This is a genomic window from Kouleothrix sp. (assembly GCF_046328425.1).
Classification (GTDB): Bacteria; Chloroflexota; Chloroflexia; order Chloroflexales; family Roseiflexaceae; genus Kouleothrix.
This window is the reverse complement of sequence record NZ_JAXLWP010000004.1, coordinates 122,676-143,160: the sequence shown is the minus strand read 5'-3', so window position 1 is coordinate 143,160 and position 20,485 is coordinate 122,676. Positions and strand designations below refer to the sequence as shown.

The window sequence follows — 20,485 nt, the reverse complement described above, 5'->3', positions numbered from 1 at the left end:
ATGGCCGAACACGCCCCCGCCGACCTGCCGCCGATCGGCTTGCAAGGCTTGCTGGTGCTGGTTGTCGAAGATAGCACCGAGACGGCCTTTACGCTCACGCGGCTGTTCGCCAGCTATGGCGCCTTTAAAGTCGAGCTGAAGGCCAGCGCGCGCCAGGCGCTTGCCCGCCTGAACGACCCGGCGCAGCCGCTGCCCGACCTTGCGGTGATCGACTACCACCTGTCGGGCGAGCTCACCGGCCTGGATCTGGCGCTCGAAATGCGCAAGCAGCCGCGACTGCGCCAGATCAAGCGCGTGTCGTACAGCAGCCTCGACGAGGCCGACCTGCGCCGCGCCGCCGCCGATGCCGACCTGCCGGGCGACCCGGTGTACCACGCGATCGTGCCCAAGCCGCAGAAAGCCGCCGTGCTGGTGCGCCACATGGCCGATCTGGTCAAGCGCCAGCAGCTTGAGGAGCTGGTGCAGAAGCTCGCCGCGCTGCTGTAGTGCCATTGACACGAGTTGTTGCGGTGGGGGTTCGGGGGCGCAAGCCCTCCAAGCCTCCCACGCGGGGACACCGCGTAGCTAGTGTCATAGAGCTGTCAGATAAGCCGGATCGCAACATATGGTATAATGGCGCAAATTCGCTTGACATATCATTTACGCGCCCCGATCACCAGCACATCCTGATCTGGGTGGAGGATACGCCTGTGGCGATCAATCCGCTGAACTCACTGTTTGGGGCATTCAGCCGCGACCTGGGCATCGACCTGGGCACGGCCAACACGCTGGTACACGTGCGCGGTAAGGGAATCGTGATTAGCGAGCCGTCGGTCGTGGCGATCGACAAAAAGACCAAAGAGGTCAAGGCGGTAGGCGCCGAGGCCAAGGCGATGGTCGGCAAGACGCCTGCAAATATCATCGCGGTGCGGCCGCTGAAAGATGGCGTGATCGCCGACTTCGACGTTGTCGAGAAGATGATCACGCACTTCATTAAGAAGGCGCACGATCGCTCGTTTGGTGTGATCTCGCCGCGCCCGCGCGTGGTGGTGGGCGTGCCCTCCGGCGTGACGCAGGTCGAGATGCGCGCGGCCCGCGACGCGGCGCTCAACGCCAACGCCCGCGACGCGTATGTCGTCGAAGAGCCGATGGCCGCCGCGATCGGCGCCGGTCTGCCCGTCGATGAGCCAATGGGCTCGATGATCGTCGATATCGGCGGCGGCACCACCGAGGTGGCGGTGATCTCGCTTGGCGGCATTGTGATCAATCACTCGATCCGCACCGCCGGCGACGAGATCGACGAGGCGATCGTCAACTTCGCGCGCCGCGAGTACAACCTGCTGATCGGCGAGCGCATGGCCGAGAAGGTCAAGATCGCCGCCGGCAGCGCCTACCCGCTCGACGAAGAGATCAAGGTCGTGCTGCGCGGCCGCGATCTGCTCACCGGCCTGCCGAAAGCCGTCGAGGTCTCGAGCGTCGAGCTGCGCGACGGTATCTCCGGCCCGGTCAACACGATCGTAGCCGAGGTGCGCGCCGCACTCGAAGAGACGCCGCCCGAGCTGGTGGCCGATATCATGGAGCACGGGATCATGCTGGCGGGCGGCGGCGCGCTGCTGCACGGCCTCGACCGGCGCATCGCCGCCGAGACGAAAATGCCCGTGCATATCGCCGAAGATCCGCTCTCGTGCGTGGCTCGTGGCGCCGGCAAGATGGTCGAAGAGTTTCACAACCCGATCTACCGCGATATTCTCAATAGCACCCAGCGCAGCCGGCGCATTCGCTATAAATAGTAGGCCTTCGCGGCGGGTGTTTTTGCCTTCGCCAGAGCGCTCTTTTCTCGTTTCGAGCGCGCAGATGTTGCAGCCCCGCGCCAACATCTGCACTACAAGAAGATCGCCAGTGCAGTGTCGCTTCAGCATCGACGCACGATGCGGGCCACTGCGTCACTTAAATAGCAGGGCCTCGCGAGAGGTCGCTGCGGTGGCTGCGATCGGCCAAAAAGGAGGTTTTCGGGGTGGTGAAGCCGCCCCGAACCCCGCCGCACAAGCCCTACTAATTACGTTCTGAGCGCAGAGCCCGAGCTAGCGATGGTGCATAGCTCCAAACTCACCGCTCAAACCCTCAAACTCGCTATGCGTGACTCGGCTCGCAATCGCTCCATGCGCCTCCCTCGGCCATCACCCTACCGCTCGCTGACGCTGGTGGCCGCGCTGCTGGTGCTCGCCCTGCTGCTGCTGGTGCTCGACCAGGGCGGCCTGCTGGGGCCCTTTCGCGCGCAGCTTCAAACGCTGATCACCCCGCTGGTGCAGCCGCTACGCCGCCTCGGCGATGGCCTCGGCGGCGTCGGCCAGAGCATCGCCGATACCCAGCAGCTGCGCGATCGGGTCGCCGCGCTCGAGCAAGAGAACAGCCAGCTCAAGGCCGAAAACATCCAGATCCAGGAGCTGAAGCTGCGACTCGACCAGCTCGAAACGCAGCTGCGGATCGAGAAGCAGCACGCCTGGAAGCTGCTGGGCGCAGATGTCAGCGCGCGCTCGCCTGACGGCGGCCGGCGCCTGGTAATGCTCAACGCCGGCGCCGAGCAGGGCGTCCGGCCCGGCATGGCCGTGCTTGGGCAAGAGGGCAGCAGCCCGCCTGCGCTGATCGGCGTGGTCGAGCAGGCCGGGCCGCGCAGCGCCAGTGTCCTGCTGATCACCGACTACAGCAGCGCCGTCAGCGCCAAGCTCTACCACCAGAACACCGTCGCGACCGGCGTGGTGCAGGGCCAGTGGCAGATCGGCTCGCGCCTCAAGCTCGAGGCGATCGACCGGGCGCAGCCGCTGGTGCAGGGCGACGTGGTGTTTACCGCCGGGCTCAGCGCCCAGTTTGATGCCGAGCTGCCGCGCGCGGCGATCCTCAAAGACATCCCGATCGGCACTGTCGAGCAGGTTCAGCTCGACGGCCATACCCAGAGCGCCGACGTGCGCCCGTTTGTCGACCCCGACCGAGTGACATATGTATGGGTGCTGCTCAGTCCAGGCGAATAGAAGAGCGCATCGCGCGCGAGCTGCTGCTGGCGCTTGTGCTGCTCGCCGGCGCGATGGCCCAGGCTACGCTGCTGCCGCGCGTGTTTGGCTCGGCGCCTAATGTGCTGCTGCTGGTGGTGATCTGCCACGCGCTGATCAGCGGCCCGGCCAGCGGCGCGCGCTGGGCTTTCTACACTGGGCTCGGCCTCGACCTTTTCGCCGATAGCGCGCTCGGCAGCCACGCGCTGGCCATGCTGGCGGCGGTGCTGCTGGCGGCGCTGCCGCTGGCCTGGCTGAGCCGCAATAACTGGCTGCTGCCGCTGCTGGGCGTGGCGCTCGGCGCGCTAGCCTACCACGCCACTCTGGTGCTGCTCATGTCGCTGCTGGTGGCGCCGGTCGGCCTGGGCAGCTACCTGCCGGTGGTGCTGCTGCCCGCCACGATGCTCATGCTGATCCCCGCGCTGCCGCTGTTTCTGGCCATGCGCTGGCTTGAAGGCCGCCGCCGCGGCGAGGTGCCGATTGATGTGTATTAGCAGGGGGCGTAAGAACGTGTCTGAAAAGGGGCAGTGCAACGGGCGTAGCCCTTCGCGCACCCTCTTTCTGGCAGGTGGTGGCCACGAGTATGGCGGCCACTACCTGCCAGAAAGAGTGACATAATGAATCGCTTGATCCTGCCAAGGCTATTCGTTCTCGTTATTCTGGTGGCGCTGATCGGCCGGCTCTATCAGCTGCAGATCGCCCCCGACGAGGCCGATCGCTACCGCGACTCGAGCCGCGCGCGCACGCTGCGCTTTCTGCCGGTGCGCCCCATGCGCGGCGAGATCTTCGCCGCCGACGGCAAGACGCTGCTGGCCGAGAGCGTGCCGATCTACACGGTGTCGATCCGCCCGGCCGATCTGCCTTCAGCGCTGGCCCAGCCCGCCGAGCGCGCCGAGGTGTTCAGCCGCCTCGGCCAGCTGCTGGGTATCTCCAATACGCTCACGATCTCGCCCGCCGCTGAGCTCGACGATCCGCTGCTGCACGCCGATCTGCTGGGCGGCCTCGGCGCCGCTAGCGTGGGCGCGGCCCAACGCTTCAGCTATACCCCGCCCGCGACGCTCGCGCTCGCGCCGGGCCAGCGCGCCGGCGCAGCCGAGCTGGTGGCGCTGCACCGCCCCGTCGCCAGCTTCGCCATGCCGCGGCGCGCCGCTGCCGCCGGCACGCCTACGCCCGATCTGGTGCCGGTGACGCTTGCGTCGGGCGACGTGATCACCACCAGCGCCACGCTGGTGATCTCGCCTTCGGCGAGCCTCGACAGCGACGCCGCGCTGCGCGACGATATCGGCCGGCTGCTTGGCGCTAGCGCGCTCGCGGCGGTGGCGCGCCCCGCGCCGAGCAGCTGGGCCCAGCTGCTGGTGCCGCCCACGGCCATCCGCAACGCGCTGAAGCTCAGCGCAGTCTATACCCAGACGCTGCGCCTCGCCAACCCGCTGGCCGACCGCGTGGCCCAGGCAGATGTGCCTGGCTACCAGACTGTGCCAATCAAGCAAGATATCCCGCGTGAGCTGGCGCTGGTGCTGCGCGAGAATGCCGCCAGCCTGCCCGGCGTCGTGATCGAGCAGGACTACCGCCGCCGCTACCCGCTCAGCGGCGAGATCCAGTCGTTCTCGCACCTGCTTGGCTACATCGGCAGCGTGAATGAGTGCGAGCTGGTGCGCCAGAACAGCGCCCGATCGTGGGTCGGCAGCTTGCTCGAATCGATCGGCCACGCCGAGGAGTGTGGAATTGTCACCAAGCAGATCCGCCCCGACGAGCTTGGCGTGCCGCGCTACCTCGAAGACCAGGATCGCATCGGCAAGGGCGGCCTCGAGGCCAGCTACGAAGACGAGCTGCGCGGCCAGATGGGCTGGGATAGCCTGCTCGTCGATGCGGCCGGCCGGCCGGTGCGCGCGCCGGCGGTGGTGCAGCCCACGCACGACGGCGATAACCTGGTGCTGACGATCGACGCGCCATTCCAGCGCCAGGTCGAGCAGATCTTGCGGAACTGGATCGACGTCAGCGAGCGGCGGCGCCTAGCGCAAACCGGCCAGTTCGCCTTTAAGCGCGATTACAAGCCGATACGCTCGGGCGTGGCGATCGCCATGGAGGTCAACACTGGCCGCGTGCTGGCGATGGCTAGCTGGCCGGCCTACGATAACAACATCTGGAACGATAGCGCCCGTGGCGCTGAGCTTCAGGCGCTGCTCGACCTGGGCAACCCCGAGAACCGCCGCCTGACGCCGCTGCTCAACCGCGCGGTGCAGCTGCAGTACCCGCCCGGCTCGACGCTCAAGCAGTTCGACGCGCTGGTGGCGCTGCAGAATGGCGTGATCAATCCCGAGACGCGCATCCACGACGCCGGCACGCTGGTGGTCGAAAACCGCTTCGCGCCGGGCGTAACCCAAACCTACCGCAACGCCGGATCGCGCCCTTATGGCGACATCAACGTCTCCGACGCGCTGATGCACTCGTCGAATATCTTCTTCATGTCGGTGGTCGGCGGCAACAAAGAGCAGGTTGTCAATCTTACCGATGCGCAGAAGAACATCCCCGCCGGCCTGAACGACCAGCGCTTCTCCCAGGGCATGGCGCTGTTCGGGCTGGGCCAGAAGACCGGCGTGAAGCTGGCGGGCGAGCTGGCTGGGCGCGTGCCCACGCCCGCCTGGAAGCAGAAGGCCAAGCTTGAAGCCTGGACCACCGGCGACCTGTACAACGCCGCGATCGGCCAGGGCGACCTTGAGGTCACGCCGCTGCAGCTGATCGCCGGCAGCGTGGCGGTGGCCAATGGCGGCACGCTCTACCAGCCGCAGCTGGTGCGCGAGATCACCGATGCGCGCGGCAACCCGGTGCGCAAGATCGAGCCTGAGGTGGTGCGCAGCATCCCGATCGACCCCGGTTACTTCGAGGTGGTGCACCAGGGCATGCGCCGCTCGGTCACCGAAGGGCCGAATGTCGCCGCGCGCGATGCGTGCTCGGGCCTGCAGATCGCCGGCAAGACCGGCACGGCCGAGTTTGGCCCCGAGATCAGCTTGACGCCGGTGAACGGCCGCGCGCGCCTGCCGGTGCGCCAGAGCCACTCGTGGTTCGTCGGCTTTGCGCCCTACGACAACCCGCAGATCGAGGTGCTGGCGCTGGTCGAGGGCTCGGGCGATCTCGGCGACGGCTCGGCCACGATCGCGGTTCCGGCGGTGACACAGATCATGCAGGCGTACTTCAACATTACGCCGCCTAGCCCGCTGCCGCCCGGCTGCCAGAGCGATCTTCCGCCGCTGCCGCCGCGCGCCGACCCGAGCGCCGCGCCCCGGCTGAGCGACCGCGGGCGCTAGCCGCTAGGCGCCGAAGCCGCCCCCGCGCCTTCCCAAGCGCGGCATGCCGCCGCATTTGCCAGGAGCCTGCGGCCTGCTTGTATGCCAGCCGCTGCATGGGTTTTCGGCAGACTACCTGTGCGACATGTGATAAGAAACCGGCATGTTCGCTGGAAAAGCCGCGAAACACTTGACGGCGTGTGGTATCATAAACACTACCGATCACAACATGTGTGCGATGCCAAAGCTATGAGCAACCTGATCGCGATCAAAGGCAGCAAAGACGGCCTGCGGCTTCAGCTCGACGAAGCCGCCGCCTGGGAAGAAGTTGTCGCAGCGCTCCGCCGCCAGTTCGGCCAGGGCGCGAACTTTTTTCATGGCGCCCAGATCATCGTCGACATTGGCGAGCGCGCCCTGAGCGACGCGCAGCTGGGTATGCTGCTCGAGCTGATGCAGCAGCACGGCGTGCGCCCCGAGGCGCTGGCATCCACCACCCGCGAGAGCCGCAGCGCCGCGCGCGCCGCCGGGCTGGCCGCGCGCGCGCTCGCGCGCGCCCCCGAGCCCGAGGAGCGCGGCGAGGCCGGGTTCATCGCCCGCACCGTGCGCTCGGGCCAGGTCATCCGGCATCACGGTCACGTGACGGTGCTGGGCGATGTGAATGCCGGCGGCGAGATCATCGCCGGCGGCAATGTGATCGTCTGGGGGCGGCTGCGCGGCATGGTTCACGCCGGGGCGCTGGGCGACCGCGCGGCGATCATCGGGGCGCTTGAGCTGGCGCCAATGCAGCTGCGCATCGCCGACCTGATCGCGCGCTCGCCTGAGGGCGGCGCCAACAGCTACGCCGAGGTGGCGTTTGTCGAAAACGAGCAGATTAACGTCGAAGCCTGGGATGCCTATAGGAAGTAGCCGCCAGCTACTCGGCGTACGCCGTGGGTGTTTTTGCCTTCGCCAGAGCGGTACTTTTTCGTGTAAGCTGCTCCAATGTCGGCGATCTGCGCCGACATTGGAGCACAGAAGATTGGAAGTACCTCGCTGCCACAGGCAGAATCAGCCCGCGTGCTAGGTCACCGCGTAGCTCGTGTGGTTATGATGTATGGATTAAGGGCTGAGCAGCGTACATCCCAGCACTAAAAACTCACAACTTCGGAGGAACTATGTCGCGCGTCATAACTATTACATCGGGCAAGGGTGGTGTAGGCAAAACCACCACCACTGCCAACCTCGGCACCGCGCTGGCGATGCAGGGCCTGCGCGTCGCCGTCGTCGACGCCGATATTGGGCTGCGCAACCTCGACGTAGTGATGGGCCTCGAGAATCGGATCGTCTACGACCTGGTCGACGTGGTTGAGGGCCGCTGCCGCCTGCGCCAGGCGCTGATCAAAGACAAGCACTTCCCCGATCTGTGCCTGCTGCCGGCCGCCCAGACGCGCGACAAAGACGCGGTGTCGCCCGATGATATGATCGCGCTGGCCAACCAGCTGCGCGCCGAGTTCGACTACGTGCTGTTCGATAGCCCGGCCGGCATCGAGGCGGGCTTCCGCAACGCGATCGCCGGCGCCGACGAGGTGGTGATCGTCACGACGCCCGAGGTGTCGGCCGTGCGCGACGCCGACCGGATCATCGGGCTGGTCGAGGCGTTCGAGAAGGGCCACCCGCGCCTGATCCTCAACCGCCTGAAGCCGCGCATGGTCAGCCGTGGCGAAATGATGAGCGTCGAGGATGTACTACAGATCCTCGCGATCGACCTGGTGGGCGTGGTGCCCGACGATGAAACAATTGTCACGGCCACCAACCGTGGCGAGGTGGCGGTGCTCGATCGCACCTCGCTGGCCGGCCGGGCGTTCTCCGATATCGCCCGGCGGCTGAAGGGCGAGCAGGTGCCGTTTATGGTGCTGGAAGAGCAGCAGGGCGTGATCGACCGGTTGTTCGGCATGTTCGGGCGGCGGCCGCGCGGCAGCGAGCGCTAGGCGCGGAACTGCAACCTCGCCAGGCGGCGATTCGTCCAACTATAAGGAGACGAGCGTGGGCTTTTTCAACTCACTCTTTAGCGGCAAGCGCGATCGGAGCTCGGACGTGGCGCGCGATCGGCTGCTGACGGTGCTGGTGCATGATCGCGTCAAGCTCACGCCCGACATGCTCGAGCAGCTGAAGGCCGAGCTTTCGGCGGTGATCGCGAAATATGTGCCCTCGGTCGAGCCGGGCGAGATCGAAGTCTCGCTCATGCGCGGCGAGTCGAGCGATCACCTGAAAGCCGACATCCCGCTGCGCCGCACAACCTGAACAAAGAGTCAGCGGAACGGCCGCCGCCGCTGACTCAATTGCTAACCACCGCGCCGTGCCAGGCTCTTCTTTTTGCGCTCGCGATCGGGTACAATAGCCCTGGCACATAACCCTTCAGCGCCACCCGGCAGTTACCGGGGGCGTTGTCTTATCTGTGGCCGAGGTGTACCGTGAGCGTCGAACCGAAACCGATCCGGCTGTCGCCAACTGCAAAGTTCATCGCGGTGGCCCTGATCATCTGCTTGCTGATCGTGCTGATCTGGGCAGCCCAAGCGGTAATGGCGCCTTTTGTCGCCGCGACGATCACAGCCTACCTGTTCAACCCGCTGATCGGCTGGCTGAATCGGCGCACCGGCATTGGCCGGGCGCTGTGGATCCTCGTGCTGTATATCCTGGTCGGCGCGCTGGTGTACGCGCTGGTGAGCACCATCGGCCCGCTGCTGGCGTCGCAGTATGGCGATATGGTGGCGCAGCTGCCGGCCATGAGCAATCAGCTCGATAAGCTGATCACCGCGAACCAGATCTGGGATCTGGGCGGCGTGACCTTCGACCTGCGCGAGCTTGAGCAGCCGATCTACGCCTTTTTCACCGACCTGGCGAGCACATTGCCGGCCACGGTGCCGCACCTGGTGGTGACGGCGCTCGAAAGCGTGCTGCTGTTCATCACCTACCTGATCGTCACGTTCTACCTGCTGCTGCAGGCCGAGCAGATCACCGACTGGATGTACCACCTGGTGCCGGCGCCCTACCGCGCCGAGATCCGCGCGCTGGGCCACCAGGTCGACGCAACGCTCAACGGCTATATCCGCGGCACGCTCATGCTCATCCCGATCATGTCGGTGCTGACGTATATCGTGCTGACGCTGCTGCAGGTGCGCTACGCGCTGGTGATCGCGATTGCCAGCGGCATCCTCGAGGTCATCCCGCTGATCGGGCCGTGGTCGGCGGCGGGCCTGGCGGTGTCGGTGGCGGTGCTGCAGCCCACCACGCCGTTCGGCTGGAGCCACCTGCTGCTGGCGGTGGTGGTTGGCCTGTCGTATTTCATCCTGCGCATGGCCGAAGATAACTTCATTATTCCCCAGGTGATGGGCCACGCGGTGCACCTGCACCCGATCCTGGTGCTGTTCGCGATCCTGGCCGGCGGCGCCATCGCCGGGCCGTTCGGGCTGCTGGTGGGCATCCCGGTGGTGGCGGTGGCGCGGCTGCTGCTGCGCTACCTGTACCGCAAGCTGATCGACGCGCCAGAGGTGCAGCTGCCCGACCTGACCGACCCGCCGCCGCAGCCGCGGCGCGGCGCACAGGCGCTCAAAACCGCCGTGCCGCCGCTGGTGTCGCGCCCGCTGCGTAAGCGCCGCTCGTAACCGCACCGAACACGCAAAGGAGACACGAGAAGCAATTGCTCGTGTCTCCTTTTTCGTTTCGCCTGGCCGCGGCTATTCCGGCAGCGCCACGCCAATATTGTGGAACCCGGCGTCGACGTAGATCGTCTCGCTCGTGACGCCGCTGGCCCAGTCGCTGCACAGCCACAGCGCCGTCTTCCCAACATCTTCGGAGGTGATGTTGCGGCGCAGCGGCGCGACGCTGGCGAACTGCTTGTGCATGGTGCGGAAGCCGGCGATGCCCGAGGCCGCCAGCGTGCGGATCGGGCCGGCGCTGATCGCGTTCACTCGAATATTGCGCGGGCCGAGGTCGTTGGCCAGGTAGCGCACGCTCGCCTCGAGCGCGGCCTTGGCCACGCCCATCACATTGTAGTTCTGGGCTACCTGCTGCGACCCATGGTAGGTGAGCGTGATGATCGAGGCGCCGGGGTTCAGCAGATCCTGCGCGGCCTTCACCACGGCGGTGAGCGAGTAGGCGCTCACGTCCAGCGCCAGCCGGAAGCCCGCGCGCGTGGTGTTGAGGTATGGGCCGCTCAGCTCCTCTTTGTTGGCGAAGCCGATCGCGTGTATCAAGATGTCGAGCGAGCCGTAGACCTCGCGCACCTTGCCCATCAGCGCGTCGATCGCCGCGTCGTTCTGCACGTCGCACGGCTCGATCAGCCGCGAGCCCAGGCTGCTGGCCAGCGGGCGCACCCGCCGCTCGAGCGCATCGCCGACATAGGTGAAGCCGAGCTCGGCACCCTCGGCGTGCAGCGCCTGGGCGATGCCCCAGGCGATCGAGTGGTCGTTCGCCACGCCCATTATCAGGCCCTTTTTGCCGTCGAGCAGGCCCATAGTCCATCCCTCCGTTTGACGCTTGCCCATGGAATGGGCGCTATAATACAACGGATGCGCAATCAGGACAAATACCCCACCCGGCTGCCGGCCCACGAACGCGCCGCGCTGCTGGCGCCAGCCCGCCGCGAACGCCTCGGCGAGATGCTGGTGCTGCACCTGGCCGGCAAACCCTACGCGCTGGGCTTGCAGCACGGCGTGCTGGCGCGCGCCGAGATCCTGCGCTTCCGCCGCGATGCCTACCGCTACCTTGGCGGCGAGGTCGCGCGCCTGCTAGGCCTGCCGCGCGCGCTGGCGCGGCTGATCGCCCGGCCGCTGCTGCTGGCGCAGGCGCGCGCGTTTGTGCCGTTCATCCCCCAGCAGTACCTGGAAGAGATGCGCGGCCTGGCCGACGGCGTGGGCGTGCCGTTGCTCGAGGCAGTGCTGATCAACGTGATCTGGGAGCTGTACCTGGGCAGCGGCTGCAGCGAGTTCGCGGTGCGCGGGCGCCGCACGGCCGACGGCGCGCTGCTGCACGGCTACAACTACGATCTGCTCGACCCAGCGCAGGCGTTTATCAACCCCTACCTGGCGCTGATCTGCTATCGCCCGGCCGGCGGCGCGCCGTTCGCCCAGCTGAACATGCTCGGCAGCGTCGGGGTGAATGCCGGTATGTCGGCGCGCGGCATCAGCGTGGCATGGGACAACACGATCGCCCGCGCGGGCGCCACGCTGCTGCGCGGCGCGCCGCGCCGCTGCACGCCTTTCGTGATCGCCCTGCGCGACCTGCTCGAGCACGCCGACTCGATCGACGCCGCCGTGGCCACCCTGCGCCGGCACCTGCCGCGCCCCACCGCCGACAGCATTATCGTTGGCGAGGCCGCCGGCAACCGCGCCGTGGCGCTCGAGACGATTGGCAGCACGCTGGCCGTGCGCGAGATGCACGACGACGCGGTGTGGAGCGCCAACAGCTTTGTGTCGCCGATCACCGCAGCCGACGACCGGCCCGGCCCGCCGGGCGGCCGCCCCGGCGAGAGCGGCAACAGCCAGGGGCGCTACAGCGCCTACGCCGAGCTGCTCGCGCAGCCCAGGCCGCTCGGCGTCGCCGATGCGGTGGCGATCCTGCGCGACCCCTACCCGCGCGAGCGGCATGGCTACATCCAGCCGCCCGAGCGCCTGCGCACGATCTGCCGCCCAATCACGTCGTTCAGCATGGTGATGCAGCCCGCCAGCGGGCGCATGTGGCTGGCCGAGCCGCGCGTGCCCGCGTCGCAGGGCCGCTTTCTTGGCTTTGGCCTGGAAAGCATGGCCGCTCTGGCCGAGCCGCCGGTGCCCGCCAGCGGCATGGCCGCCGCCGCGCGCGCCTACCGCCACTACGCCGGCGGCTGGCACGCCGAGGCGCTGGCGGCGCTTGAGCAAGCGCTGGCGCTCGACGGCGCCAGCGCGCCGCTGCACCTGATGCTGGCGCAGGTGTACCGGGCGCTGCGCCAGCCCGAGCGCGCCGCCGAGCAGGCGGCGCTGGCGCGCGCTGCCGGGGCGCGGCCTGGGCAGCGTATGCCATTCCCGAGCGCAATCGACCCGCTGGCGTACCTCGAAGTGGAGCCATGATCGCGAGCTTTTTCCGCGCATTTCTGTTCTGGCTCGCCGCGCTCGAGCTGCTGGCCGGCCGCTGCGGCTGGTGGGGCCTGGCGTGGCTGGGGCGCGGGCGCGGCGGGCGCTGCTGGCTGTGCCGCTGGCCGCGCCGCTGGGCATGCCGCCTGGGCGCGCCCGCCGCGCGCTGGCCTTTGGCCTGGCGGCGCCGCTGGCGCTGGCCGCGCAGCTGGCCGCCAGCAGCCTGCGCAACCGCGCCAGCGACCCGCGCCGGCGCCTGCGGCCGGGGCCGCACGCCGATCGGCGCGTGCGCGATGTGCAGCTGAGCATGGCCTATGGCCACCTGCCAGGCATCCTGATCGAGCCGGCTGGCGGCACGCGCGCCGCCGTGTGCGTGCTGCACGGCTCGGGCGACCACAAGGCCGCCTACACATGGTGGCTGGTCGACGCGCTGCTGGCCCAGGGCCTGGCCGCCCTGCTTGTCGACCTCGACGGCCACGGCGAGAACCCGCGCGCCCAGCGCTTCCCCGATATGCTCGACGACGTGGCCGTGCCGGTGGCGTGGCTGCGCGCACGCTTCGCGCGGGTGGGGGTGCTCGGGCTGAGCCTGGGCGGCTGCATTGCCGCGCGCGCGCTGGCCGATAGCGTGCCCGCCGACGCGCTGGTGGTGATGGAGGCGCCGCCAAGGCTGCACTTCACGCGCGCCGACATGTGGCGCGAGGGCCTGCGGCTGCTCAGCCCGGCCGCGCTGGCGATGTTCCGCGACTGCAGCGCCTACCAGCTGGCCAGCGCCTGGGCGGCCGCGCCGATCCGCGCTGCGATCAGCACCTGGGATCTGATCGACGCGCTCGACCTGCTGGGCAGCCTGCCGCGCATCCGCGCGCCGCTGCTGCTGCTGTACGGCGGCGCCGACGCGATCGTCAAGCCGGCGCAGGCCGCGCAGGTGCGCCAGGCCGCGCCGCCCCACGCCACCTTCCGCCTGGTGCCCGGCGCCAGCCACCTCACGCTGTCCATCGGCCACGCTACGCTGGCTGAGGCGGCCGGCTGGCTCGCCCAACACCTGGCGTAGCTCCGCGCCGCGTTTGCATTCAGTTTACATAGCCGGTGTATCCTCGCTTCATTCCAACGAAAGGAGCCTGCTATGAGCGCCGTACTGGTTGTCGACGACGATCCGAATATCCGCGAGCTGGTGCGCGTGTTTCTGCGCGATGCCGGCTTCGCGGTGCACGAGGCCGCCGATGGCCTGGAGGCGCTGGCGCTGCTCGAAACCACGCGGCCCGACCTGGCGATTCTCGACGTGATGATGCCGCGTATGGACGGCTGGGAGCTGTGCCGCGAGCTGCGCGCCTATGGCGATCTGCCGGTGCTGATGCTCACGGCCAAGGGCGAGACGGCCCAGAAGATCAAGGGCTTCGCGCTCGGCGCCGACGACTACCTGGTGAAGCCGTTCGAGCCGCTTGAGCTGGTGGCGCGGGTGCAGGCGCTGCTCAAGCGCTACCGCATCGCCAGCGCCCAGACGGTGCAGCTCGGCGAGCTGCGGATCGACCGCCGGACCTTCGAGGTGAGCGTGCGCGGCCAAAGCCTCACGCTGCCGCGCAAGGAGTTCGAGCTGCTGTTCAAGCTGGCCAGCTACCCCGGCCAAACCTTCTCGCGCGATCAGCTGATCGAAGATATCTGGGGCTACGATTTCGCCGGCAACGAGCGCACGCTCGACGTGCATATCAACCGGCTGCGCGAGCGCTTCCCCGAAGATCGCCACTCATTCCGCATCCGAACGATTCGCGGCCTGGGCTATCGCATCGAGGTGCGCCAATGAAGAAGTGGGAGCTGCTGCGCGGGCTGTCCGCAATGCTCTTTGGCATTGCGTTTCTGCTGGCGATGGTGACGGTTGCGTTTTTCCTCACGGCGCAGTTGTACGCGCTGCTGCGCTACACCCCGCCTGCGCTGGTGGCCCAGCTGGTCAACGCGCTGATCGGCCTGTTCCTGGCGCTTCTGGTGGTCTGGATGCTTACGCAGATCTCGATCGCGCGGCGCGGCGTGCCGGAGATGGGGCTGCTCGGCCCGATCATCGACGCGCTTGAGCGCATCGCCAGGGGCGACTTCGACGTGCGGCTCGAGAAGCACCTTGAAGAAAACCGCATGGTCGGCCCGCTGGCGCAGAGCGTGAATACCATGGCGCTCGAGCTGAACAAGCTCGAGGCTATGCGCCAGGAGTTCGTCTCGAACGTGTCGCACGAGATCCAGTCGCCGCTTACATCCATCCGCGGGTTCGCGCGGGCGCTGCGCAGCGAGCAGCTTGGCCCGGCCGAGCGCGCGCACTACCTCACGATCATCGAAACCGAGAGCATGCGCCTCTCGAAGCTGAGCGACAACCTGCTGAAGCTGGCCGCGCTCGACGCCCAGAGCGCGCGCTTCGAGCCACGGCCGTTCCGGCTCGACCGCCAGATTCGCGACGTGATCCTGGCGTGCGAGCCGCAGTGGAGCGCGAAATCGCTCGATCTCGACGTGTCGCTCGACGAGCTAAGCGTCACCGCCGACGAAGAGCTGCTGAGCCAGGTGTGGAGCAACCTGATCCACAACAGCATCAAGTTTACGCCGGGCGGCGGCAGCGTGCGCGTGTCGCTGGGGCGGCAAGGGCCGTGCGCGCTGGTGTGCGTCGCCGACAGCGGCGTGGGCATCGCGCCCGCCGACCTGCCGCATGTGTTCGAGCGGTTTTTCAAGGCCGACGCATCGCGCGAGCGCGCGCGCGGCGGCAGCGGCCTCGGGCTGGCGATCGCCCAGAAGATCGTCGCGCTGCACGGCGGCACGATCAGCGCCGCCAGCACGCCCGGCGCCGGCGCCAGCTTCACGGTGGCGCTGCCGCTCGCACAGCAATAAACCGCGCCGCGATTGCCGGCCGCATATGGAGGAGAACCAAGCGATGTTTGAGGATCCCGAGCAGCGCCGCGCGGCATATGCCGAGGCGCGCGCACGCGACGCGGCCACGCCGGCCAGCGCGCTTCCCGCGCTGAGCTGGCGGCGCCTGCTGGCCTACCTGAAGCCGTACACCGGGCATATGGCGCTCGCGCTGGTGGCGCTGCTGCTTTCGAGCGGCGTGAGCCTGGCGTTTCCGCTGGTGATCGTGCGGCTGCTCGATACCGTGACGCAGACGAAGGCCTACGGCCCGCTGAACACGCTGGCCGGCACGCTGCTGGGGCTGTTTCTATTCCAGGGGCTGTTCACCTTCGCGCAGTCGTACCTGCTCACCTACGTCGGCGAGCACATCGTCTACGACCTGCGCACCGCGCTGTACGCGCACCTGCAGCAGCTCTCGCTCGATTTCTACAGCGTGCGCCGGGTGGGCGAGATCGTGTCGCGCCTGTCGAGCGATGTGACCCAGATGCGCGCGACGCTCACCACCAACATCACCGCGCTGCTGAGCCAGGTGATCACGCTGATCGGCTCGGTGGTGATTATTCTGACGCTGAACACCCAGCTGACGCTGTTTATTCTCGGGGTGGCGCCGCTGCTGATCGCCGTGGCGTTTGTGTTCGGCCGGCGCATTCAAAAGGTGAGCACGCGCGTGCAGGACGAGCTGGCCGGCTCGACGGTGGTGGCGGAAGAGGGCCTGCAGGGCGTGCGGATCGTCAAGAGCTTCGGGCGCGAGCCCTACGAGATCGGGCGCTACGGCGCGGCGATGGCGCGCACCTTCCGTGCCTCGCTGGGCATGGCCACGTACAACGCGCTGTTCGGCGCGGTGATGACCTTCCTGGGCTTTGGCGCGGTCGCCGCGCTGATCTGGTATGGCGGGCGCGAGGTGATTGCCGGCCGGCTGACGCTGGCGATGATCTCGGGCTTCCTGATCTAAGGGATTGCGATCGCCGCCAGCCTGGGCGGCCTGGGCGGGATCTACGCCCAGCTGCGCGCCGCGGTTGGCGGCATCCAGCGCGTGTTCGAGCTGCTCGACACCGAGCCCAGCGTGCGCGATGCCCCCGGCGCCGCCAGCCTTCCCGCCGGGCCGGGCCAGATCAGCTTCGAGCATGTGTCGTTCGGCTACGAAGCAGGCGCGCCGGTGCTGCACGATGTGTCGCTCGAGCTGCGCCCCGGCGAGATCCTGGCGCTGGTGGGGCCAAGCGGGGCCGGCAAAAGCACGCTGCTGAACATGATCCCGCGCTTCTACGACCCAACCGCCGGCTGCATTCGGATCGACGGCCACGACCTGCGCGCGGTGACGCAGCAGAGCCTGCGCGCGCAGATCGCGATTGTGCCGCAGGACACCATGCTGTTCGGCGGCAGCATTCGCGAGAATATTCTGTACGGACGGCTCGACGCCAGCGAGGAGGACGTGATCGCGGCGGCGCGGGCCGCCAACGCCCACGAGTTCATCGTGGCGCTGCCGCAGGGCTACGACACCGTGGTGGGCGAGCGCGGCACCAAGCTGAGCGGCGGCCAGCGCCAGCGCGTGGCAATCGCCCGCGCGATTCTGAAGGACCCGCGCATCCTGCTGCTCGACGAGGCCACCAGCGCGCTCGACAATCAGTCGGAGCGGCTGGTGCAAGAGGCGCTTGAGCGGCTGATGGACGGCCGTACCACCGTGATCATCGCGCACCGGCTCAGCACGATCAAGGTGGCGGATCGCGTCGCAGTGATCGAGGCCGGCCGCGTGGCCGAGCTTGGCACGCACGACGAGCTGATGGCGCGCGATGGGCTGTACGCGCGCCTGTACCAGATGCAGTTCCGCGCTAGCCAGCCGACCGATCGAGAATATGATCGATGAAGCCGTACTCTTTGGCCTCGCCAGCCGTCAGGAAGCGGTCGCGGCTGAAGTCGATCTCGACCTGATTGGCCGTCTTGCCGGTGCCCTGGCCGATCAGCTCGCTTGTCAGCCGCTGCAGGCGCAGCAGCTCGTTCACGGCGCGCTCGACATCCGGCGCCGAGCCTTCCATGCCGGCCGAGGCCGGGTGGAAGTGGATCGTCGAGTTCGGCAGCGCGTAGCGCTTGCCCTTGGCGCCGCCGGCAAGCAGCACGGTGGCCATGCTGCCGGCCATGCCGATGCACACCGTGTTCACGTCGGGGCTGATCAGCTGCATGGTATCGTAGATCGCCAGGCCGTCGCGGACGCTGCCGCCGGGGCTGTTGATGTAGAACCAGATATCGCGCTCGGGGTCGCTGTGCTGTAAGAAGAGCAGCTGCGCCACCAGCGCAACCGACACGTCCTCGTCGATCGGCGAGCCGAGCATGATCACGCGCTCTTGCAGCAGGCGCGAGAAGAGATCCCAGGCGCGCTCGCCACGCGGCGTTCGTTCAATGATCGTTGGAATTCTGACGGAAGGCATTCTACTTTCTCCTCGCGACGAGCCAGCATTGGCCGGGTTAAGTATAGCATATCGGCGCCAGCCCCGAATGTGCGCTGATCACAATCGTGGCCGCCCGTGCAGCGCGACTTCCTAGTGCGGCGCATCCATGTTGCCCAATGCCAGATAGTACCATGGGTTCATTGAGGCCGCCGCGCGCCTGCGCTATGATAATACATGCTACTACACACGCAAGTACGCAGCCACAGCACGCAACGACACAAGGAGGAGCCGATGGCGGTATCGGAGTTGATCCAGCCGAGCAAGGTGCGGGTGCCCTGGTCGCTACGCGGCAAGGTCGAGATCGGCCCCTTGCAGTTTGTCGGCCAGAACACGCTGGGCCTGCCGTATGTGCAGGGCCAGATCCGCAATCGCTCGGGCCGGCCGCTCAGCCTGCGCATTGTTGTGCGGGTGCTGAACGAGCAGCGCCAGCCGATCTTCAGCGGCGCGCCTGGCATCCTCGACACCTTTGCGCTTGAAGCGCAGCAGCAGCGCGCCTTCCGCGTCAGCCTGCACGACGACGGGCCATCCGGCCAGCGCGACCGCCAGCGCATGTGGCTGACGCGCTCAGGAGTCGAGATCAGCATCGAGAGCTAATTGCCGCGCTGCTGTGCTTTTCGCCGCCAGCCCCCGCCGAATGCAGGCGAGGGGCTGTTGTTTTCCCTGCCTCGTATCGCGGCTAGCCCAGCAGGCCGCCGTGCCCAAGCGCGACGATATCGCGGCGCGCGATGTACTCGCCGGCGAGCAGGCGCGGCAGCAGCAGATCGACGATGTTGGTGTCGCGCGAGCGCACGCAGCCGGGCGCGCCCAGCACCGGTATGCGCGCGTCGCCGGCGCCGATGTAGGCCAGCAGCAGCAGGTTGCCCGGCTCGACGGGCGCGCCGTAGTGCTCGACGCGCCCGCCGGCCATGCGGATCCCCTGCGGCGTCACGTCGTCGCGATCCATGATCGACGTTTCGCCAGCTACAATCACCAGCTCGGCGCCGGAATCGCGCAGCTGGCCGATCGCGCCAGCCACCGCCAGCTCCTCGGGCGCGACATAGTGCGTCGCGATCACCGCCGAGCCCAGCTCGGCCACCCGCGCGGTGATCGCGGGCAGCACGCCCGCGCTGATCCGCTCGCGCGCGGCGGCGCTGCCGACCAGCACCACGCCCACGCGGGCGGGCCGCAGCGGCGCCAGGGCCACCACCGGCGCGCCCGCTCGGCCGATTGCCTCGGCCGCCGCTAGCGCCTGCTCTTCCACCGCAAACGGGATAATTTTGATCGTGGCAATGCGCTTGCCGGCGCGCGCCAGTGCGAAGCTCGGCAGCGTGGCGATCGTCAGCCCGTCGATCTGGTTGATCTGCAGCAGCCGCTCGACATCGATATGCACCACGCTGCGCGCCTCGGCCAGCAGATTCACCCGGCTGGAGGCTGGCGCGGTGGCCGCGATGCCGGGGCCGCACACAGCCGCCGCCAGCCGCCGCGCGGCCTCGTCTTCGTGCACATCGCCCGGCTCGAGCACCGCCACGCGCAGCCGCTCTACCCCCAGCCCGTGCAGCCGCGGCAGGTCGGCCTCGGCCAGGCGGTGGCCCTTGGCAAACGCCTTGTGCCCGCGCGCGTCGGCCAGGTTGTGGCGCAGGATGTGGCCGATCGCCTGTTCGGGCGGCAGAGTGGCTTGGTACATACTTCAGCCGGAAGCTGGCAGCCGGCGGCAAGCAGCAAGCAGCGATGTGTCGGCGGATGGCCCGACTACTGCGTACTGCTCGCTGCCGCCTGCCGTAGGCGCTCATAATCCTCGGGCGTGTCGATATCGACCAGCGGCCGGGCGTCGTCGAACGGCACCAGCTCGACGCGGCTGCGGTCGGCGGCGAGCACCGCGCGCGCGCCCTGGTCGCCCGCGACCGCCAGCAGCTCGGGGAAGACCGCGCGCGCGAACAGCACCGGGTTGCCGCGCTGCCCGGCGTACACCGGCGCGACGATCGGCCGCCCGGTCGCGCGCCACGCCTGCACCAGTCGGCCGACGATCGCCGCCGTGACGAACGGCTGGTCGCCCAGCAGCACCACTGCGGCGTCGGCCAGGTGGCCAAGCGCGGCCACGCCCGCGCGCAGCGAGGTGCTCTGGCCCTCGGCGTAGCTGGGGTTGAGCACCGGGTGAACGGGCAGCCCTTCGAGCGCGGCGGCGACGGCTGTGTGGACGCTGCCGAGCACCACCAGCACCGGCGCGAGCCCGGCCTCGAGCGCGGTTGTGGCGGCCTGGCGCACCAGCGGCTGGCCGTCCCAGTCGAGCAGCTGCTTGGGCTGGCCCATGCGCGTGGCGGCGCCGGCGGCCAGCACCACCGCAGCGACAATCGGCTCGGCGGGGGCAATGCCGGCCCGCAGCTCGGCGACGATCTCGCCGTCGGCGAGCGTGCCGGCGGGGCGAAAGCCAACGCTGGCGTAGAGCCGCGCGGCCTCAAGATCCTCGGGCCGGTAGCCGACGCGGATGCCCCTGCCGCCGGGATGGCTGCGCAGCGCCTCGAGCGCCAGCAGCAGGCCGGCGCGGCCGTAGCCGTGGCCCTGGTAGCGCGCGTCGATCATCATGCGCACGATCCAGTCCTGCTCGCTCTCGGGGTCGCGCCCATACATCACAAAGCCGACCATCTGGTCGCCGTCGTAGATCGCGCGCGGCACGAACGCCGGCTCGACATACGCCTGCACCAGCGACACAATATTCGCGGGGACGAAATGCTGCTGGCCGGGGCCGACGTGGAGGCGCAGGCACTCGTGCAGGTTGTGGTGCGTGATAGGTTCGAGATGCACGG

The 20,485-nt window shown here is 68.3% G+C and carries 20 protein-coding genes; 16 read left to right on the top strand and 4 right to left on the bottom strand.

Going from position 1 to position 20,485, the window contains the following annotated elements:
* The 9 genes from U0177_RS03455 to U0177_RS03415 all read left to right on the top strand — a co-directional run bounded on the left by U0177_RS03455 (window position 1) and on the right by U0177_RS03415 (window position 9,948).
* Window positions 1–486 carry a response regulator gene (locus tag U0177_RS03455; RefSeq protein WP_409569195.1) on the top strand — a complete coding sequence of 162 codons (486 nt, stop codon included), beginning with the start codon at window positions 1–3 and terminating at the stop codon, window positions 484–486.
* Between the two features lie 203 nt (window positions 487–689).
* Window positions 690–1,769 (top strand): rod shape-determining protein, encoded by a 1,080-nt coding sequence (locus U0177_RS03450; protein WP_409569194.1) that lies wholly within the window; start codon window positions 690–692, stop codon window positions 1,767–1,769.
* Window positions 1,770–2,138: 369 nt separating this feature from the next.
* Window positions 2,139–3,005 carry a rod shape-determining protein MreC gene (mreC, locus tag U0177_RS03445; protein ID WP_409569193.1) on the top strand — a complete coding sequence of 289 codons (867 nt, stop codon included), beginning with the start codon at window positions 2,139–2,141 and terminating at the stop codon, window positions 3,003–3,005.
* Window positions 2,978–3,517, top strand: a complete 540-nt coding sequence (mreD, locus tag U0177_RS03440) for a rod shape-determining protein MreD (protein ID WP_409569192.1) — start codon at window positions 2,978–2,980, stop codon at window positions 3,515–3,517. The genes mreC and mreD overlap by 28 nt, the downstream gene beginning before the upstream one ends.
* Window positions 3,518–3,640: 123 nt before the next feature.
* Window positions 3,641–6,328: a penicillin-binding transpeptidase domain-containing protein gene (locus U0177_RS03435; RefSeq protein WP_409569191.1), complete on the top strand. Its 2,688-nt coding sequence runs from the start codon at window positions 3,641–3,643 to the stop codon at window positions 6,326–6,328.
* Between the two features lie 228 nt (window positions 6,329–6,556).
* Window positions 6,557–7,213, top strand: coding sequence for a septum site-determining protein MinC (gene minC, locus U0177_RS03430; protein WP_409569190.1), 657 nt, complete (start codon window positions 6,557–6,559; stop codon window positions 7,211–7,213).
* Window positions 7,214–7,461: 248 nt separating this feature from the next.
* Window positions 7,462–8,274: a septum site-determining protein MinD gene (gene minD / locus U0177_RS03425; RefSeq protein WP_409569189.1), complete on the top strand. Its 813-nt coding sequence runs from the start codon at window positions 7,462–7,464 to the stop codon at window positions 8,272–8,274.
* A 55-nt stretch (window positions 8,275–8,329) separates the two neighbouring features.
* Window positions 8,330–8,587 carry a cell division topological specificity factor MinE gene (gene minE, locus U0177_RS03420; RefSeq protein WP_409569188.1) on the top strand — a complete coding sequence of 86 codons (258 nt, stop codon included), beginning with the start codon at window positions 8,330–8,332 and terminating at the stop codon, window positions 8,585–8,587.
* Window positions 8,588–8,757: 170 nt separating this feature from the next.
* The gene (locus tag U0177_RS03415; protein WP_409569187.1) at window positions 8,758–9,948 is read left to right on the top strand and encodes an AI-2E family transporter; all 1,191 of its coding nucleotides are present in this window, start codon (window positions 8,758–8,760) and stop codon (window positions 9,946–9,948) included.
* A 72-nt stretch (window positions 9,949–10,020) separates the two neighbouring features.
* Here U0177_RS03415 and U0177_RS03410 read toward each other — a convergent pair whose 3' ends face one another.
* Window positions 10,021–10,800, bottom strand: coding sequence for an enoyl-ACP reductase (locus U0177_RS03410; RefSeq protein ID WP_409569186.1), 780 nt, complete (start codon window positions 10,798–10,800; stop codon window positions 10,021–10,023).
* A gap of 54 nt (window positions 10,801–10,854) precedes the next feature.
* Here U0177_RS03410 and U0177_RS03405 point away from each other — a divergent pair, with 54 nt between their 5' ends.
* The 6 genes from U0177_RS03405 to U0177_RS03380 all read left to right on the top strand — a co-directional run bounded on the left by U0177_RS03405 (window position 10,855) and on the right by U0177_RS03380 (window position 17,125).
* Window positions 10,855–12,387 (top strand): C45 family autoproteolytic acyltransferase/hydolase, encoded by a 1,533-nt coding sequence (locus U0177_RS03405; protein ID WP_409569185.1) that lies wholly within the window; start codon window positions 10,855–10,857, stop codon window positions 12,385–12,387.
* Between the two features lie 82 nt (window positions 12,388–12,469).
* Window positions 12,470–13,438: an alpha/beta hydrolase gene (locus U0177_RS03400; RefSeq protein WP_409569184.1), complete on the top strand. Its 969-nt coding sequence runs from the start codon at window positions 12,470–12,472 to the stop codon at window positions 13,436–13,438.
* Between the two features lie 72 nt (window positions 13,439–13,510).
* Complete coding sequence (locus U0177_RS03395; RefSeq protein WP_409569183.1) at window positions 13,511–14,185, top strand: response regulator transcription factor; 675 nt, start codon at window positions 13,511–13,513, stop codon at window positions 14,183–14,185.
* Entirely contained in the window at window positions 14,182–15,246 is a 1,065-nt protein-coding gene (locus U0177_RS03390; RefSeq protein WP_409569182.1) for a sensor histidine kinase, read from the top strand. The genes U0177_RS03395 and U0177_RS03390 overlap by 4 nt, the downstream gene beginning before the upstream one ends.
* 43 nt (window positions 15,247–15,289) lie before the next feature.
* Window positions 15,290–16,216: an ABC transporter transmembrane domain-containing protein gene (locus U0177_RS03385; RefSeq protein ID WP_409569181.1), complete on the top strand. Its 927-nt coding sequence runs from the start codon at window positions 15,290–15,292 to the stop codon at window positions 16,214–16,216.
* 81 nt (window positions 16,217–16,297) lie between these two features.
* The gene (locus tag U0177_RS03380) at window positions 16,298–17,125 is read left to right on the top strand and encodes an ABC transporter ATP-binding protein (protein WP_409569180.1); all 828 of its coding nucleotides are present in this window, start codon (window positions 16,298–16,300) and stop codon (window positions 17,123–17,125) included.
* Here U0177_RS03380 and U0177_RS03375 read toward each other — a convergent pair.
* The gene (locus U0177_RS03375) at window positions 17,091–17,684 is read right to left on the bottom strand and encodes a ClpP family protease (protein WP_409569179.1); all 594 of its coding nucleotides are present in this window, start codon (window positions 17,682–17,684) and stop codon (window positions 17,091–17,093) included. The genes U0177_RS03380 and U0177_RS03375 overlap by 35 nt on opposite strands.
* Window positions 17,685–17,936: 252 nt before the next feature.
* Between U0177_RS03375 and U0177_RS03370 the strand changes: the two genes are divergently transcribed.
* A complete protein-coding gene (locus tag U0177_RS03370; RefSeq protein WP_409569178.1) occupies window positions 17,937–18,299 on the top strand; it encodes a hypothetical protein in 363 nt (120 codons plus the stop codon).
* 82 nt (window positions 18,300–18,381) lie between these two features.
* Here U0177_RS03370 and U0177_RS03365 read toward each other — a convergent pair whose 3' ends face one another.
* Together U0177_RS03365 and U0177_RS03360 are read right to left on the bottom strand one after the other, a co-directional pair.
* Window positions 18,382–19,368 carry a molybdopterin-binding protein gene (locus U0177_RS03365; protein ID WP_409569177.1) on the bottom strand — a complete coding sequence of 329 codons (987 nt, stop codon included), beginning with the start codon at window positions 19,366–19,368 and terminating at the stop codon, window positions 18,382–18,384.
* Window positions 19,369–19,433: 65 nt separating this feature from the next.
* Window positions 19,434–20,483 carry a GNAT family N-acetyltransferase gene (locus tag U0177_RS03360; protein ID WP_409569176.1) on the bottom strand — a complete coding sequence of 350 codons (1,050 nt, stop codon included), beginning with the start codon at window positions 20,481–20,483 and terminating at the stop codon, window positions 19,434–19,436.
* Window positions 20,484–20,485: the final 2 nt, after the last annotated feature.